The organism is Pseudomonas sp. I2 (assembly GCF_040984075.1).
GTDB classification, from domain to species: Bacteria; Pseudomonadota; Gammaproteobacteria; order Pseudomonadales; family Pseudomonadaceae; genus Aquipseudomonas; species Aquipseudomonas guariconensis_B.
The window spans coordinates 50710-67065 of the sequence record NZ_JBCGFQ010000006.1 but is presented as its reverse complement, the minus strand read 5'-3'; the positions used below and the strand labels follow the sequence as shown (position 1 = coordinate 67065).

Below are 16356 nucleotides of genomic sequence, written 5' to 3'. Positions count from 1 at the left end.
ACTCGGCAGGGGCTTTGGTCTTGCAGCTTGCCGCTGCTTACAACCCGGCAGCGTCGCGCAGGGCGTCGGCGCGGTCGGTGCGTTCCCAGGTGAACGTGGTGAAGGTGTCGTCGCCGACGGTCTTCTGCTGCGGAATACGGCCGAAGTGGCCGTAGGCAGCGGTCTCCTGGTACATCGGGTGGAGCAGGTCGAGCATGGTAGTGATCGCATACGGACGCAGGTCGAAGCATTCACGGACCAGTTGCACGATCTTGTCGTCGGCGACCTTGCCGGTGCCGAAGGTGTTGATCGAGATGGAGGTCGGCTGGGCGACGCCGATGGCGTAGGACACCTGGATCTCGCAGCGCTCGGCCAGGCCGGCGGCGACGATGTTCTTGGCCACGTAGCGACCGGCATAGGCGGCCGAACGGTCGACCTTGGACGGGTCCTTGCCGGAGAAGGCGCCGCCACCGTGGCGAGCCATGCCGCCGTAGGAGTCGACGATGATCTTGCGGCCGGTCAGGCCGCAGTCGCCCACCGGGCCACCGATGATGAAGTTGCCGGTCGGGTTGATGTGGAACTGGGTGTCCTTGTGCAGCAGTTCGGCCGGCAGGGTGTGCTTGACGATCAGCTCCATGACCGCTTCACGCAGGTCCTTGTAGGACACTTCCGGGTTGTGCTGGGTCGACAGGACGATGGCATCGATGCCGACCACCTTGCCGTTCTCGTAGCGGCAGGTGACCTGGGACTTGGCGTCCGGGCGCAGCCACGGCAGCAGGCCAGACTTGCGCGCCTCGGCCTGGCGCTCGACCAGGCGGTGCGAGAAGCAGATCGGTGCCGGCATCAGTACGTCGGTTTCGTTGCTGGCATAGCCGAACATCAGGCCCTGGTCGCCAGCGCCCTGGTCTTCAGGCTTGGAGCGGTCGACGCCCTGGGCGATGTCCACGGACTGCTTGCCGATGATGTTCATCACCGCGCAGGTGGCGCCGTCGAAACCGACCTCGGAGCTGTTGTAGCCGATGTCGATGATGACCTTGCGCACCAGTTCCTCCAGGTCGACCCAGGCGGAGGTGGTCACTTCGCCGGCGATGATGGCGACACCGGTCTTGACCAGGGTTTCGCAGGCCACGCGGGCATACTTGTCCTGGGCAATGATTGCATCAAGGACCGCGTCCGAAATCTGGTCGGCGATCTTGTCCGGATGCCCTTCGGACACGGACTCGGAGGTGAAAAGGGAGTATTCGCTCATCTCGACGGGTTCCTAAAATTTACCGATGGTGAGTGTCGCCAGTGGCCCGCTGGAAATGGCGGACCTGGATCTGGAAACCGTTACGCAAGCCCACGTAGAGGCTGTCCCCGGGTGCCAGCCCCGCAACATTGGCCCAACGGGCCAGGTCGTCCTGCTCGAAGCCCAGCCAGAGGTCGCCGCAGGCTTCCCGCGCCCACCCCTGGTCATGGCTGCACAACTCGGTGATCAGCAGGCTGCCGCCGGCCTTCACCCGTTTGGCCAGCAGGCGCAGGGCCAGGGCCGGGTCGCTGAAATGGTGCAGGACCATGTTCAGCACAACGCAGTCGGCTTCCACATCCGTTGCACCCAGTGCATCGGCCAACTGCAGGGTTACATTGTCCAGGCCTTCGCGCTGGCAGACCTGGCGTGCCAGCTCGAGCATGGTCGGGCTGTTGTCCAGCGCCGTGACCTGGGCGAAGCGCCGCGCCAGGTCCGGCAGGAAACCGCCGTCGCCCGGGCCGACCTCCAGTGCGCTGGCCGTCGGCGCGAAGCTGAGCTTGTCGAGCAGGGCCAGCAGGCTCTCGCGGTACTGCGGCAGGCCGGCGATCAGGTCTTGCTGGGCGCGGAACTTCTCTTCCACGCGCAGGAAGAAATCCTGGCTGGTGGCCGCCCGGCGCTGCTGTACCTGGGCGATGCGCGCCTGCACGTCCTGCGCCAGGGCCAGGCCGTCGACCTCCTCGAGCAGTGCCGCGTGCAGGCGGCCGCCCAGGCGCAGGCTATCGGGCAGGGCGCGGCGATAGAAGATCGCGTTGCCTTCGCGGCGGGTGGCCACCAGATCGGCCTGGGCGAGCACCTTGAGGTGGTGGCTCATGCCCGACTGGCCGATGCCGAAGATCTGCGCCAACTCCAGCACGCCGAACGAATCGCTGGCCAGGGCGCGCAGCACGTTCAGGCGCAAGGGGTCGCCACCGGCCTTGCACAGGGCGGCCAGTTCGTCGCTTCGCTGGTGGTCTGCCGAGGGCGCACGTAGGTTCATGAGGCGGCAGTCTAGACAGGGGATGCTGTCGTCGCAATAGCAATATCAAAAAGTTTTGATATTGCCGATGAGCTGTAAGCTTCGAGCGCCACGCTGCGAGCGATAAAGCGGGCCGATCACCGCTCTGCCTCCCTTTGTAGCTTGAAGCTCGTCACTCGTGGCTGGATTCGTGGCTGGAAAAGTTTGCCCCCGGACCCGCCTGTGGGCGAAAATGGCCGCCTTTTTTCGTTCCACTACCTTATTCAAGCCCCAGGAGACTCAGCGATGCCCAGCCGTCGTGAACGTGCCAACGCCATTCGTGCCCTCAGCATGGATGCCGTGCAAAAGGCCAACAGCGGCCACCCAGGTGCCCCCATGGGCATGGCGGATATCGCCGAAGTGCTTTGGCGCGACTACCTGAAGCACAACCCGAGCAACCCGAAATTCGCCGACCGCGATCGCTTCGTGCTGTCCAACGGCCACGGCTCGATGCTGATCTATTCGCTGCTGCACCTGACCGGCTACGACCTGTCGATCGACGACCTCAAGGCCTTCCGCCAACTGCACAGCCGCACCCCGGGCCACCCGGAGTACGGCTACACCGCGGGCGTCGAGACCACCACCGGCCCGCTGGGCCAGGGCCTGGCCAACGCCGTGGGCTTCGCCCTGGCGGAGAAGGTGCTGGCCGCCCAGTTCAACCGTGACGGCCACACCATCGTCGACCACAACACCTACGTGTTCCTCGGTGATGGCTGCATGATGGAAGGCATTTCCCACGAAGTCGCCTCGCTGGCCGGCACCCTGGGCCTGAACAAGCTGATCGCCTTCTACGACGACAACGGCATCTCCATCGATGGCGAGGTTCACGGCTGGTTCACCGACGACACGCCGAAGCGTTTCGAGGCCTACAACTGGCAGGTGATCCGCAACGTCGACGGCCATGACGCCGACGAGATCAAGATGGCGATCGAGACCGCGCGCAAGAGCGACCGGCCGACCCTGATCTGCTGCAAGACCATCATCGGCTTCGGCTCGCCCAACAAGCAGGGCAAGGAAGACTGCCACGGCGCGCCGCTGGGCAACGACGAGATCGCCCTGGCGCGCAAGGAACTGAACTGGAACCACGGCCCGTTCGAGATCCCTGCCGAGATCTACGCCGAGTGGGACGCCAAGGCCGCCGGCGCCAAGCTCGAGGCCGACTGGAACCTGCGCTTCGACGCCTACGCCAAGGCCTACCCTGAGCTGGCCGCCGAGTTCCAACGCCGCCAGAGCGGCGAGTTGCCAGCCGATTTCGCCGAGAAGGCCCAGGTCTACATCAACGAAGTCGCTGCCAAGGGCGAGACCATCGCCAGCCGCAAGGCCAGCCAGAACACCCTGAACGCCTTCGGCCCGCTGCTGCCCGAGTTCCTCGGTGGTTCGGCCGACCTGGCCGGCTCCAACCTGACCCTGTGGAAAGGCTGCAAGGGCGTCGAGGCCGATGACGCCAGCGGCAACTACGTGTTCTACGGCGTGCGCGAGTTCGGCATGACCGCCATCATGAACGGCGTCGCCCTGCACGGCGGCCTGGTGCCGTACGGCGCGACCTTCCTGATGTTCATGGAATACGCGCGCAACGCGGTGCGCATGTCGGCGCTGATGAAACAGCGCGTGATCCACGTCTACACCCACGACTCCATCGGCCTGGGCGAGGACGGCCCGACCCACCAGCCGATCGAGCAACTGACCGCCCTGCGCAGCACGCCGAACCTGGACACCTGGCGCCCGGCCGATGCGGTCGAGTCGGCCGTGTCCTGGAAGAGCGCCCTGGAGCGCCGGGACGGCCCGTCGGCGCTGATCTTCTCGCGCCAGAACCTGCAGCATCAGGAGCGCGACGCCCAGCAGATCGCCGACATCGCCCGTGGTGGCTACGTCCTCAAGGACTGCGCCGGCGAGCCTGAGCTGATCCTGATCGCCACCGGTTCGGAAGTGGGGCTGGCGGTCCAGGCGCATGCCACGCTGACCGAGCAGGGCCGCAAGGTGCGCGTGGTATCCATGCCATGCACCAGCGTGTTCGATGCCCAGGATGCCGCCTACAAACAGTCGGTACTGCCGGTCGAGGTGGGCGCGCGCATCGCCATCGAAGCGGCCCATGCGGACTTCTGGTACAAGTACGTGGGCCTCGAAGGCCGTATCATCGGCATGACCACCTACGGCGAATCGGCTCCGGCCGGTGCGCTGTTCGAAGCGTTCGGCTTCACCCTGGAGAACATCCTGGGTACTGCCGAAGAGCTGCTGGAAGACTGATCGGTCGGTGAGGCTGTACCGGCCTTTTCGCGGGCAAGCCCGCTCCCACAGGTATCGCGTGAACCTGTGGGAGCGGGCTTGCCCGCGATGGGCCGTGCAGCGGCCCCATTGGCCTGCCCAGACAACGCACTAGTTCGTGAGCCTGTTCATGCCCCACCAGCGTCCCTACAAAGTTGCACTCAACGGATACGGCCGCATCGGCCGCTGTGTCTTGCGCGCACTGTTCGAGCGAGGGGCGGATGCCGGCTTCGAGATCGTTGCGCTGAACGATTTGGCCGATCAGGCCAGCCTCGAATACCTGACTCGCTTCGACTCCACCCACGGGCGTTTCCCCGGCGAGGTGAAGGTCGACGGCGATTGCCTGCACATCAACGGCGACTGCGTGAAGGTGCTGCGCAGCGCAAGCCCGGAAGGCATCGACTGGGCCGCCCTGGGTATCGACCTGGTGCTGGAGTGCTCCGGCGCCTACCACACCCGTGCCGATGGCCAGCGCTTTCTCGATGCCGGAGCGCCACGGGTACTGTTCTCCCAGCCGATGGCCAGCGAGGCGGACGTGGATGCCACGGTGGTCTACGGCATCAACCAGGGTTGCCTGGACGGCAGCGAGCGCCTGGTGTCGAACGCCTCCTGCACCACCAACTGCGGCGTGCCGCTGCTGCGCGTGCTCGACCAGGTATTCGGTATCGAGTACGTGTCGATCACCACCATCCACTCGGCGATGAACGACCAGCCGGTGATCGATGCCTACCACCACGAAGACCTGCGCCGCACGCGCTCGGCCTTCCAGTCGGTGATCCCGGTGTCCACCGGCCTTGCGCGGGGCATCGAGCGCCTGCTTCCGGAACTTGCCGGGCGAATCCAGGCCAAAGCCGTACGCGTGCCGACCGTCAACGTGTCGTGCCTGGACATCACCCTGCAGACCGCCCGCGACACCAGCGCGGCTGAGGTCAACCGGGTGTTGCGCGAGGCGGCGCTGGACGGCCCGTTGAAAGGCTTGCTGGCCTACACCGAACTGCCGCACGCCAGCTGTGATTTCAACCATGACCCGCATTCGGCGATCGTCGATGCCAGCCAGACCCGTGTCTCAGGCCCCCGCCTGGTGAACCTGCTGGCCTGGTTCGACAACGAATGGGGGTTCGCCAACCGTATGCTCGACGTTGCCGACCATTTCCTGCACGTCGTCCACCAAACCCGCACCAAACAGCCCTGAAGGACTGCATTCATGACCGTGTTGAAGATGACCGACCTCGACCTGCAAGGTAAGCGCGTACTGATCCGCGAAGACCTCAACGTCCCCGTGAAGGACGGTGTGGTAGCCAGCGACGCGCGTATCCAGGCTGCGCTGCCGACCATCAAGCTGGCCCTGGAGAAGGGTGCGGCGGTAATGGTCTGCTCGCACCTGGGCCGTCCGACCGAGGGTGAGTTCTCCGCCGAGAACAGCCTCAAGCCGGTCGCCGACTACCTGGCCAAGGCACTGGGCCGCGACGTACCGCTGGTCGCCGACTACCTGGATGGCGTCGAGGTCAAGGCTGGCGACCTGGTGCTGTTCGAGAACGTGCGCTTCAACAAGGGCGAGAAGAAGAACGCCGACGAGCTGGCGCAGAAGTACGCCGCCCTGTGCGATGTGTTCGTCATGGACGCCTTCGGTACTGCCCACCGCGCCGAGGGCTCCACCCATGGTGTGGCCAAGTTCGCCAAGATCGCCGCGGCCGGCCCGCTGCTGGCCGCCGAACTGGACGCCCTGGGCAAGGCCCTGAAGGCCCCGGCCAAGCCGATGGCGGCGATCGTCGCCGGCTCCAAGGTGTCCACCAAGCTGGATGTGCTCAACAGCTTGAGCAGCGTCTGCGACCAGTTGATCGTCGGTGGCGGCATCGCCAACACCTTCCTCGCCGCCGCAGGCCACAAGGTCGGCAAGTCGCTGTACGAGCCTGATCTGGTCGAGACGGCCAAGGCCATCGCCGCCAAGGTCAGCGTGCCGCTGCCGGTCGACGTAGTGGTCGCCAAGGCGTTCGCCGAGAGCGCCGAGGCCACCGTCAAGGCCATCGCCGAGGTGGCCGATGACGACATGATCCTGGACATCGGCCCGCAGACCGCCGCACAGTTCGCCGAGCTGCTGAAGTCGTCGCAGACCATCCTGTGGAACGGCCCGGTCGGTGTGTTCGAGTTCGACCAGTTCGGCAACGGCACCAAGGTGCTGGCCAAGGCCATCGCCGACAGCGCCGCGTTCTCCATCGCCGGTGGCGGCGACACCCTGGCGGCCATCGACAAGTATGGCGTCGGTGCCAATATCTCCTACATTTCTACCGGTGGCGGTGCGTTCCTCGAATTCGTCGAAGGCAAGGTCCTGCCCGCCGTGGCAATCCTGGAAGAACGGGCCAAGGCCTGAGAACGAAGGCGCCTGGCAAAGGGAGCGGCCTGATGGTCAAGCAATTGCCGTGGATGATCGTGGCCCTGTCGCTGGGCGCCTGCTCCAGCAACAAGGGCCAGGATACCGAGCCGTCGCAGCCACCTGCCGGCGGCTGCTACCAGTCCCAGTGGCAGGCGGAGACGGTACCGGTGATCAACAAGCGCCTGGGCCCGGAGGGCCTGGAAAAATACGACGACGAGCACCAGCGCAAGGCGCCGGGATGCCCTTGATCGGGTACCTGGCAACCTGGCGGTTGTTTTGTGGTCTTGAAGAAGGGGCCGCTGTGCGGCCCTTCGCGGGGATATCGAATGAACGCGCTGATGGCCTCGATGGCCCTGGCGACACTGGCAGGATGCTCGTTGCTGCAGCCGGCGCAACCCGCCCCGGCGGACAACTGGACCCGTTGGGTCTGCGACAGCCAGGCCGAAGTGCTCTGGCGCTTCGCCAACGCCACGCAGGATGCGGTCGACGTGCGCCTGGGCGGTGGCGACCAGGTCTACCGTCTCACGTCCGAGCCGGGCGCCTCCGGCGCGCTGTACAGTGACGGGGTGCTGGCTTTCCACACCAAGGGCGACGAAGGCCTGCTGTACTGGGTGGCGACCAACGATCTGATAGGGCGGGGCTGCAAGGCACCGTGACTGGCCGGGCCGCGATGATGGCCCACACTACTTGAACAGCAACCGCCCCTGCGGCAGGCTTGCACGAAACAACGACGCTTGTCGGGAGAGAGATACACAATGGCACTCATTAGCATGCGCCAGATGCTGGACCACGCCGCCGAGTTCGGCTACGGCGTTCCGGCTTTCAACGTCAACAACCTCGAGCAGATGCGCGCCATCATGGAAGCCGCCGACAAGACCGACTCCCCGGTCATCGTCCAGGCCTCGGCCGGTGCCCGCAAGTACGCCGGTGCCCCCTTCCTGCGCCACCTGATCCTGGCGGCGATCGAAGAATTCCCGCACATCCCGGTGTGCATGCACCAGGACCACGGCACCAGCCCGGACGTGTGCCAGCGCTCCATCCAGCTGGGCTTCAGCTCGGTGATGATGGACGGTTCCCTGCGCGAAGACGGCAAGACCCCGTCGGACTACGACTACAACGTCCGTGTGACCCAGCAGACCGTGGCGTTCGCCCATGCCTGCGGCGTGTCCGTGGAAGGCGAGCTGGGCTGCCTGGGCAGCCTGGAAACCGGCCAGGCCGGTGAGGAAGACGGTGTCGGCGCCGAAGGTATCCTGGATCACAGCCAGATGCTGACCGACCCGGAAGAGGCCGCCGACTTCGTCAAGAAGACCCAGGTCGACGCTCTGGCGATCGCCATCGGCACCAGCCACGGCGCCTACAAGTTCACCAAGCCGCCGACCGGCGACATCCTGGCCATCGACCGCATCAAGGAAATCCACAAGCGCATCCCCAATACCCACCTGGTGATGCACGGTTCTTCCTCGGTCCCGCAGGACTGGCTGGCGATCATCAACGAGTTCGGTGGTGACATCAAGGAAACCTACGGCGTACCGGTCGAGGAGATCGTCGAGGGCATCAAGCACGGCGTGCGCAAGGTGAACATCGACACCGACCTGCGCCTGGCCTCCACTGGCGCGATCCGTCGCTTCCTGGAGCAGAACAAGTCCGAGTTCGACCCGCGCAAGTACTTCGCCAAGACCATCGAAGCCATGCGTGACATCTGCATCGCCCGCTACGAAGCCTTCGGCACTGCCGGCAACGCCTCGAAGATCAAGCCGATCTCCCTGGAAGGCATGTTCCAGCGCTACGCCAAGGGCGAGTTGGCTGCCAAGATCAACTGATCCGGCCTTCGCAACGAAAAAAACCCGCAGTGATGCGGGTTTTTTTGTGCGTGCATGGGGACTGCGAGGCAGCCCCAGGAACGGGCCATGACCGTTAGTCGGCTCATCGTACTTTTGTTAGCTGATAGCGATCTGATTTCATTGCTTCCTGCAAGGCCGAGTCTAGAGTAATCAATCGGATCCAATCTCAGACGGAATCCCCCTTACAAGAGACGCGGCATGGATGGAGCTCACCCCCAGACCCCGGACGGCCAATCCGTTCTGCTGGTTGTCGACGACTACCCGCAGAACCTGACCAGCATGCAAGCCCTGCTGGCGCGGCACGATCGGCGCATATTGACGGCTGGCTCGGGCAGGGAGGCATTGGATGCCCTGCTGCAGCACGATGTGGACTTGGTCTTGCTGGATGTGTGCATGCCCGGCATGGACGGTTTCGAGGTCGCCCGCCTGATGCGCGGTAGCCAGCGCACGCGCCTGATTCCGATCATCTTCCTTAGCGCCAACGAGCAATCCGAGGCCGCCGTGCTCGAGGGCTATGCCATCGGCGCGGTGGACTACCTGTTCAAGCCCTTCGACCCGCAGATCCTCAAGCCCAAGGTCCAGGCATTGCTGGAGCATCAGCGCAACCGGCGCATGCTGCAGTGCCTGACCCGCGAACTGGAGTCGGCCAGGGCGTTCAACGCCTCGATCCTGGACAACGCCGCCGAGGGCATCCTGGTGGTGGACGAGGCGGGCATCATCGCCTTTGCCAACCCGGCCCTCTCACGGCTGCTGGCCGCCCCGCAGGGAAAGCTGCAAGGCGTTCCCGTGCTGGAACTGGTCCAGCTGCCAGGCGCCAGCCACTGGTGCGATTCGGACTTCCACCACGCCTACCTGGAGCGGCGGATCATGCGCCTGCACGATGCCTGCCTGCGTACCCTCGATGGCCAGTCGATCCCCGTCGCTCTTTCCTGTGCGCCGTTGCCTGCAGAGCAGCGGGCCATGGTGATCACGGTGCTGGACATGTCGGTGGTGCGTACCCTGCACCAGCAACTGGAGTACCAAGCGGTCACCGATCCGCTCACCGGCCTGCTCAACCGCCGTGGTTTCTACCAGGCTGCCGAAGGGGCACTGTTGCGCAACGAGTGCCAGGGCAAGGTTCAGGCCCTGATGTACATGGACCTGGACGGCTTCAAGCGGATCAACGACTCGCTCGGTCACGAGGCTGGCGACCAGGTGCTGCGTTGGGTCGCCGAACAGCTCGAGGATTGCCTGGGCGGCCACGCCATGCTGGCGCGCATGGGCGGCGATGAGTTCATTGCCTTGTTCGGGGACTTGCCCGACCCGGCGTTGGCCGGGCGCTTTGCCGAGCGGCTGCTCGAACGCATGGCCAGCCACCCGCAACTGGACGGGTTTGGCATGAGCCTTGGCGTCAGTATCGGCATCGCCACCTCTGCGGACTGCGGCGTCACTGTCGAAGGGTTGCTGCGTGCTGCCGATGCCGCGATGTACGCGGCCAAGCGCGACGGGCGCCAGCAGTACCGGTTCCATGACCCGCAACTCACTGGTCGGCCCCATTCGCAGTTGATGCTCGACCTCAAGCTCGACCGCCACCTGAGGGGGCGGCCGATGCCTGCCAACGAAGCAGGGGCTGCTCCGGCGCGCTGTCCATGGCGGGGGCGCTAGCCAGCTCATGGGCGAAGGGCAGTTGCGGGCCGGTTCGCGAACAGGTGATGGCGGCCGCGCGGATGGCGAAGGTGAGTATCCCGTCGATCGTTTCCCGTTCCAGGGCCGCCAGCCCCTCGGCGCTGTCCGCACCGAGGCGGGCGAGGTAGGCGAGCACCGCGGCCTGGAAGGTATCGCCCGCACCGACTGTGTCACGCACCTCCCGCGAAGTGTCGGCGGGCCGTGCCCAGGAGCCATGCGCACAATGCACGCTGGCACCGTTGCCCCCGTGGGTGATGAACACCAGCCGGCAGCGCTCGTTGAGCCAGCCACGCGCCACCTCTGCGGGAGAACGGGTCGGGTAGAGCAGGGCCAGGTCTTCCTCGCTGACCTTGATGAGGTGGGCATGGCGGGCGAAGGCTTCGACCTGGTGCCGCCAACGCTGTACATCCGGTTGCGGGTTGAGGCGTACGTTGGGGTCGAGGCTGATGAAGCGTCGGTGGCTTTCGCGTTGCACCAGCGCCAGCAGCGTTTCGGCCACCGGCGTCACCACCAGGGTGTAGGAGCCCACATGCAGGCCGCGCACCCGCTTGTCCAGCGTCGGTAGATGCTCGAGGCGAACCTGCCGGTCGGCACAACCTTCGCCGCGGAACTGGTACTGCACCGCTCCCTTTGCATCCAGGCCCACCATGGCCAGGGTAGTGGGCGCGTCGCTGGAGACCAGGAAGCGGCAGTCCACGTGCTCCTCTTCCAGCACGCGGCGCAGGCGCTCACCCAGGTAGTCACTGGACAACCCACCGAACAGCGCCGCCTCTGCGCCCAGCCGACGCAGGCCGACGGCGACGTTGAACGGCGAGCCGCCAGCGATCGCGGTGAAGCCCAGTTCGCCGCTGCGAGGGGCATTTTCCAGGCTGAAGACATCGAACAAGGCTTCGCCACAGACCAGGTACATGAAGTGCTCTCCGACACGAAAGAGGGGAAAGGGGCCTGCGATCAGCGTCCAGGTAGATGCTCCCGGTAACGTTGGTAGGCCATTTCATAAGCGGCCTGCTGAGCGGGCCGTGGCACCGTGCGGGTGCGCTCGTCGAGGCTCACGCAGCGCTGGCACAAGGCATCCAGGCTGTCGCCATCGCCCTGCTGGCGGCCCAGGCTCCAGGCAGCCTGGATCGCCGCGCCAAGGGTAGCGGCTTCGGTCTGCCGGGGACAGACCACCGGCAGGCCGAGCAGGTCGGCGAGCACCTGGCGCCACAGCGGGCTTTTCGCCGCGCCGCCGACCAGGCGGATCTCTTCGCCTGGCAGGCCGCTGGCGCGCAGCAGGTCCAGGCCAAGGCGCAGGCTGAAGCAGGTGCCCTCCAGCACTGCCCGGCAGAGATTGGCGCGGGTCAGGTTGTTGCTGGTCATGCCGTGCAGGCTGGCGCTGGCGTCGGGCAACGCGGGCACCCGTTCGCCGTCGAAGAACGGCAGCATGAGCAAGCCTTCGGCGCCGATCGGCGCCTGCCCGGCGAGCTGGGCGAAGTGCTCCCGATCCAGTTGCAGCAGCGCCTGCACCAGGCCACAGGCGCTGGTCAGGTTCATCGTGCAGATCAGCGGCAGCCAGCCACCGCTCGAGGCACAGAACGTCGCTACCTCGCCCTGTGTGACCAGCGGATGATCGGCGTGGGCCGCCAGGGTGCCAGAGGTGCCCAGGCTGAGGGTGATCATGCCGGGGTGGATATTGCCGGTGCCGATGGCCCCGAGCATGTTGTCGCCACCACCACTGGCCACCCAGGCCTGGGGGCTGAGGCCGAGCAGCTCGGCGGCCTGCGTGCGCAGCGTGCCGATGCAGTCACCGGGCTCGACCAGTTCGGGCAGCGCTGCCAGCAAGCGCTCGCCCGGTTCGATCAGTTGCAGCACATCGGCTGCCCAGGCCCGGCGGCGCACATCGTAGTAGCCGGTGCCCGACGCATCGCCGGGTTCGCTGCAGGCGCGGCCGGTCAGCCAGTGATTGAGGTAGTCGTGGGGCAGCAGGATATGGGCGGCGCGTTCGAACAGTTCGGGGAAGCGGCGTTTGCTCCACAGCAGCTTGGACACCGTGTAGCCCGGCGCGATCACCAGCCCCAGTCGCTCCAGCGAACCCGGGGCGCCGCCGAGGGCCTCGAGCAGTTCGAGGTTTTCCGGCGTGCTCTGGGTATCGCACCACAGCTTGGCCGGACGCAGCACCTGGCCCTGGGCGTCGAGCAGCACCAGCCCGTGCTGCTGGCCGGACACCGCCAGCCCACGGATTGCCTTGCCGCTCACGCCCGCTTCACGCAAGGCACCGCCCACGGCGGTACGCAGGGCGGCCAGCCAGTCGCCGGGGTCCTGTTCCCGGCGTCCGCCAGTGCCCTGCGGTGGCTGATGCGCGGCGCTGCCCAGGCCGAGCACGTGGCCGCTGCCGGCGTCCAGCACCAAAGCCTTGGTGCCTTGGGTGCCGCAATCGATGCCGAGGAACAGTCCGTCCATGTCGTCGTGCTCCGGGTTCAGTCGCCGAGTACTCGGCGCAGGGTTTCGCTCACGCCGAATTCGCGCAAGCTGTCGTACATCCGCTCGAACGCCGCGACGAAGGCCTTGGAGGCCGGTATCAGCGTGCCGAAGATCGCTTCGTCGCCCAGCACCCTGGCGGCCAGCCCATCGCGTTGCACGGCGCGGGCCTGGCAGTCCGAGGCGCGCGGGTCGGGAATCGCATAGGTCGTGCCGTTCTCGTCCACCCCGCGCAGGTACAGCGCCCAGGCCGCCACCACCAGGGCCACGCGCTCCAGCGGCTGGCCGTCGGCGATCAGGCGATTGGCGGTGGGCACGATGAACTTGGGAAACTTCGACGAGCCGTCCGAGCACACCCGCTCCAGTTGGTCGGCGATGGCGCGGTTGGCGAAGCGCTCGGCCAGGCTGTCCTTGTAGCATTCCAGGTCGATACCAGGCACTGGCGCGAGCTGCGGGGTCACGTCCCGGTCCATGAAGGTGCGCACGTAGCGGCGCAGCAGCGGGTCGGCCAGGGTTTCGTGGACGAAGCGGTAGCCCTGCAGGAAGCCCAGGTAGGTCAGGGCCAGGTGGCTGCCGTTGAGCAGCTTGATCTTCATCTGTTCGTAGGGCGTGACATCGTCGGTGAACTGTACGCCAACCTGTTCCCAGGCCGGGCGCCCGGCGACGAACTTGTCTTCCAGCACCCACTGCACGAAGGGTTCGCAGACCACCGGCCAGGCATCCTCGATGCCATGCCGTTCGGCCAGCGCCACGCGGTGGGCGCTGCTGGTCATCGGCGTGATGCGGTCGACCATGGCGTTGGGGAAACTCACGTTGCCGTCGATCCACTGGGCCAGGTCGGGGTCGAGGTGATGGGCGAAGGCCAGCAGCGCCTTGCGTGTCACCTCGCCGTTGTGCGGGAGGTTGTCGCACGACATCACCGTGAATGCCCCCACCCCGGCTGCACGGCGGCGGCGCAGCGCTTCGCAGAGAAAGCCGAAGACACTGCGCGGTGCCTGCGGATTGGCCAGGTCGTGCTGGATCTGCGGCAGGTCGGCGCGAAACTCGCCGGTGCTGTCGTCCATGCAGTAGCCGCCCTCGGTGATGGTCAGCGAGACGATGCGGATGGCAGGCTCGGCCAGCTTGGCCAGCAGCGCCTCGGCGCCATCTTCGGCCAGCAGCATGCCGTTGATGGCGGCGATCACGCGCACGTCGGTGTCGGCCTGGTCGCCCAGCTCGAACAAGGTGTAGAGGTGGTCCTGCGCGGCCAGGGCATCACGCATGGCGCGATCCTCGCTGCGCAGGCCAACGCCGCAGATGGCCCAGTCGAGGCCCTCGCCACGGTTCATCAGGGCGTCGGTGTAGGCGGCCTGGTGGGCACGGTGGAAGCCGCCGACGCCGATGTGCACGATGCCCTGACGCAAGTGCGCCGGATCATAGGAAGGACAGGCGACCGTGGTCGCCAGCAGGCCGAGGTTGTGCTGGTTGAGTTTCATCTTGAACATCCTTGGAAGGCGGCTTCAGGCCACCTGTTGCAGGCGTTTGTCGAGGGCCTGGCCGTGGCTGTCGAACAGGTGGCAGTGCCCCGGGTCGAAGTTCAGTTCCAGTTGCTCGCCGAAGGCTGGCGCGAAGTCGCCGCGCACGCGCACGGTGAGCATCTCGGCGCAGGCGGTACGCACATGGCAGTAGCTGTCGCTGCCCAGGCGTTCGCTGACATCGGCGGTGACCTGCAGCGAACCCAGGGCGCCGTGCCCGCTGCGGGTGATGTTCAGGTGTTCGGGGCGGATGCCCAGTGTCACCTGGCTGCCGGTCGGCAGCTCGCCCACGCACAAGGGCAGGGCGACGCGTGTGCCGCACTCGAGGGCGACCTCGCATTGGTTGCCTTGGTTGCGGCTCAGGTGCCCGCGCAAGAAGCCCATCTTCGGCGTGCCGAGGAAGCCTGCGACGAACAGGTTGGCCGGGTGGTGGTAGAGCTCCAGGGGCGAGCCGACCTGCTCGATGCGCCCGCCGTTGAGCACCACCACCTTGTCGGCCAGGGTCATCGCCTCGACCTGGTCGTGGGTCACGTAGATCATGGTCGCGGCCAGTTCCTGGTGCAGGCGCGCCAGCTCCAGGCGCATCTGCACCCGCAGCGCCGCGTCGAGGTTCGACAGCGGCTCGTCGAACAGGAAGATCTTCGGGTTACGCACAATCGCCCGGCCGATCGCCACCCGCTGGCGCTGGCCACCGGAGAGCTGGCGTGGCTTGCGTTCGAGCAGTGGCTGCAGCTCGAGGATGCGCGCGGCGTTGTCCACCTTGGCGGCCACGTCGCGCTTGTCCACGCCCGCCAGGTCCAGGGCGAACGACAGGTTCTTGCGCACGGTCATGTGCGGGTAGAGCGCGTAGGTCTGAAACACCATGGCCAGGTCGCGCTTGGCCGGGGCGGTGTCGGTGATGTCGAGGCCATCGAGGGTGATGCTGCCGCTGCTGACCTCCTCAAGGCCGGCGATCAGCCGCAGCAGGGTCGACTTGCCGCAGCCGGACGGGCCGACGAACACGACGAACTCGCGGTCGCGCACGTCCAGGTCGATGCCCTTGATGATGGCGTGCCCATCGAAGCCTTTTTGCAGGTTGCGGATCTTCAGGTCAGCCATGTCGAGTTACCTCCGCGTTGGCCGGGAACATAGGGGAGAACGGGCGATTCATTTCACGGCGCCGAAGGACAGGCCGCGGACCAGTTGCTTCTGGCTGATCCAGCCGAAGATCAGGATCGGTGCGCAGGCCAGGGTGGAAACGGCCGAGAGCTTGGCCCAGAACAGGCCTTCGGGGCTTGAATAGGAGGCGACCAGCGCGGTCAGCGGGGCGGCGGCCGAGGAGGTCAGGTTGAGCGACCAGAAGGCCTCGTTCCAGCACAGGATCAGCGACAGCAGCAGGGTCGAGGCCAGGCCGCCACGGGCGATCGGCAGCAGCACGCGGATGATTTCCTGCCAGGTACCGGCGCCGTCCAGGCGTGCCGCTTCGAGGATGTCGACGGGGATGTCCTTGAAGTAGGTGTACACCATCCAGACCACGATCGGCAGGTTGATCAGGGTGTAGACGATGACCAGCGCCAGGCGCGAGTCGAGCAGGCCGAACTGCTTGGCCAGCAGGTAGATCGGCATCAGCACCCCGACCGGCGGCAGCATCTTGGTCGACAGCATCCAGAGCAGCGTGCGCTTGGTGTGGCGCGTCTCGAAGAAGGCCATGGAGTAGGCGGCGGGCACCGCGATCAGCATGCACAGCAAGGTGGCGGAGAAGGAAATCAGCACCGAGTTCCAGGCATAGGCGAAGTAGTCGCTGCGCTCGTTGATGTGCAGGTAGTTCTCCAGGGTCGGCTGGAAGAGGAACTGCGGCGGCGTGGCGAATGCGTCGAGCTCGGTCTTGAAGCTGGTCAGCAGCATCCAGAAGATCGGGAAGAAGATCACCAGGGCGATGCCCCAGCACAACAGGCCGATCGATGCATCGCGCAGGCGACGGGTTTGCTTGAGTGTCAGCATGGCGG

Annotated in this window: 13 protein-coding genes and 1 pseudogene; 7 read left to right on the top strand and 7 right to left on the bottom strand. The window is 66.1% G+C overall.

Translation table 11 applies throughout. The features are described 5' to 3' along the window. Positions 1–37: 37 nt before the first annotated feature. Positions 38–1228 carry a methionine adenosyltransferase gene (gene metK, locus WCE05_RS04930; RefSeq protein ID WP_225788872.1) on the bottom strand — a complete coding sequence of 397 codons (1191 nt, stop codon included), beginning with the start codon at positions 1226–1228 and terminating at the stop codon, positions 38–40. Positions 1229–1247: 19 nt separating this feature from the next. Next, a complete protein-coding gene (locus WCE05_RS04925) occupies positions 1248–2243 on the bottom strand; it encodes a metalloregulator ArsR/SmtB family transcription factor (protein ID WP_225788873.1) in 996 nt (331 codons plus the stop codon). Between the two features lie 264 nt (positions 2244–2507). On the opposite strand from WCE05_RS04925, the gene tkt reads away from it, so the two are divergent. The 7 genes and pseudogenes from tkt to WCE05_RS04890 all read left to right on the top strand — a co-directional run. Further along, positions 2508–4505 (top strand): transketolase, encoded by a 1998-nt coding sequence (gene tkt, locus WCE05_RS04920; protein WP_368815527.1) that lies wholly within the window; start codon positions 2508–2510, stop codon positions 4503–4505. A gap of 148 nt (positions 4506–4653) precedes the next feature. Beyond that, complete coding sequence (epd, locus tag WCE05_RS04915; protein WP_368815526.1) at positions 4654–5715, top strand: erythrose-4-phosphate dehydrogenase; 1062 nt, start codon at positions 4654–4656, stop codon at positions 5713–5715. A gap of 12 nt (positions 5716–5727) precedes the next feature. After that, positions 5728–6891 carry a phosphoglycerate kinase gene (locus WCE05_RS04910; protein WP_225788876.1) on the top strand — a complete coding sequence of 388 codons (1164 nt, stop codon included), beginning with the start codon at positions 5728–5730 and terminating at the stop codon, positions 6889–6891. Between the two features lie 32 nt (positions 6892–6923). Then, a complete protein-coding gene (locus WCE05_RS04905) occupies positions 6924–7142 on the top strand; it encodes a hypothetical protein (RefSeq protein WP_225788877.1) in 219 nt (72 codons plus the stop codon). 78 nt (positions 7143–7220) lie between these two features. After that, a complete protein-coding gene (locus WCE05_RS04900) occupies positions 7221–7550 on the top strand; it encodes an MliC family protein (protein ID WP_368815525.1) in 330 nt (109 codons plus the stop codon). Positions 7551–7649: 99 nt separating this feature from the next. Beyond that, entirely contained in the window at positions 7650–8714 is a 1065-nt protein-coding gene (gene fba / locus WCE05_RS04895; protein ID WP_225788879.1) for a class II fructose-bisphosphate aldolase, read from the top strand. A 219-nt stretch (positions 8715–8933) separates the two neighbouring features. After that, positions 8934–10289: pseudogene (locus WCE05_RS04890) on the top strand (diguanylate cyclase); the annotation flags it as partial. A gap of 1 nt (position 10290) precedes the next feature. Here WCE05_RS04890 and WCE05_RS04885 read toward each other — a convergent pair. The 5 genes from WCE05_RS04885 to WCE05_RS04865 are packed head-to-tail and all read right to left on the bottom strand — an operon-like array spanning position 10291 to position 16351. After that, complete coding sequence (locus tag WCE05_RS04885) at positions 10291–11310, bottom strand: carbohydrate kinase (protein ID WP_368815524.1); 1020 nt, start codon at positions 11308–11310, stop codon at positions 10291–10293. A 41-nt stretch (positions 11311–11351) separates the two neighbouring features. After that, positions 11352–12839: a xylulokinase gene (gene xylB, locus WCE05_RS04880; RefSeq protein ID WP_225788881.1), complete on the bottom strand. Its 1488-nt coding sequence runs from the start codon at positions 12837–12839 to the stop codon at positions 11352–11354. A 17-nt stretch (positions 12840–12856) separates the two neighbouring features. Next, positions 12857–14332 (bottom strand): mannitol dehydrogenase family protein, encoded by a 1476-nt coding sequence (locus WCE05_RS04875; RefSeq protein ID WP_225788882.1) that lies wholly within the window; start codon positions 14330–14332, stop codon positions 12857–12859. A gap of 24 nt (positions 14333–14356) precedes the next feature. Then, entirely contained in the window at positions 14357–15469 is a 1113-nt protein-coding gene (locus tag WCE05_RS04870) for an ABC transporter ATP-binding protein (RefSeq protein WP_253168197.1), read from the bottom strand. Positions 15470–15517: 48 nt separating this feature from the next. Continuing rightward, positions 15518–16351 (bottom strand): carbohydrate ABC transporter permease, encoded by an 834-nt coding sequence (locus tag WCE05_RS04865; protein ID WP_225788884.1) that lies wholly within the window; start codon positions 16349–16351, stop codon positions 15518–15520. Positions 16352–16356: the final 5 nt, after the last annotated feature.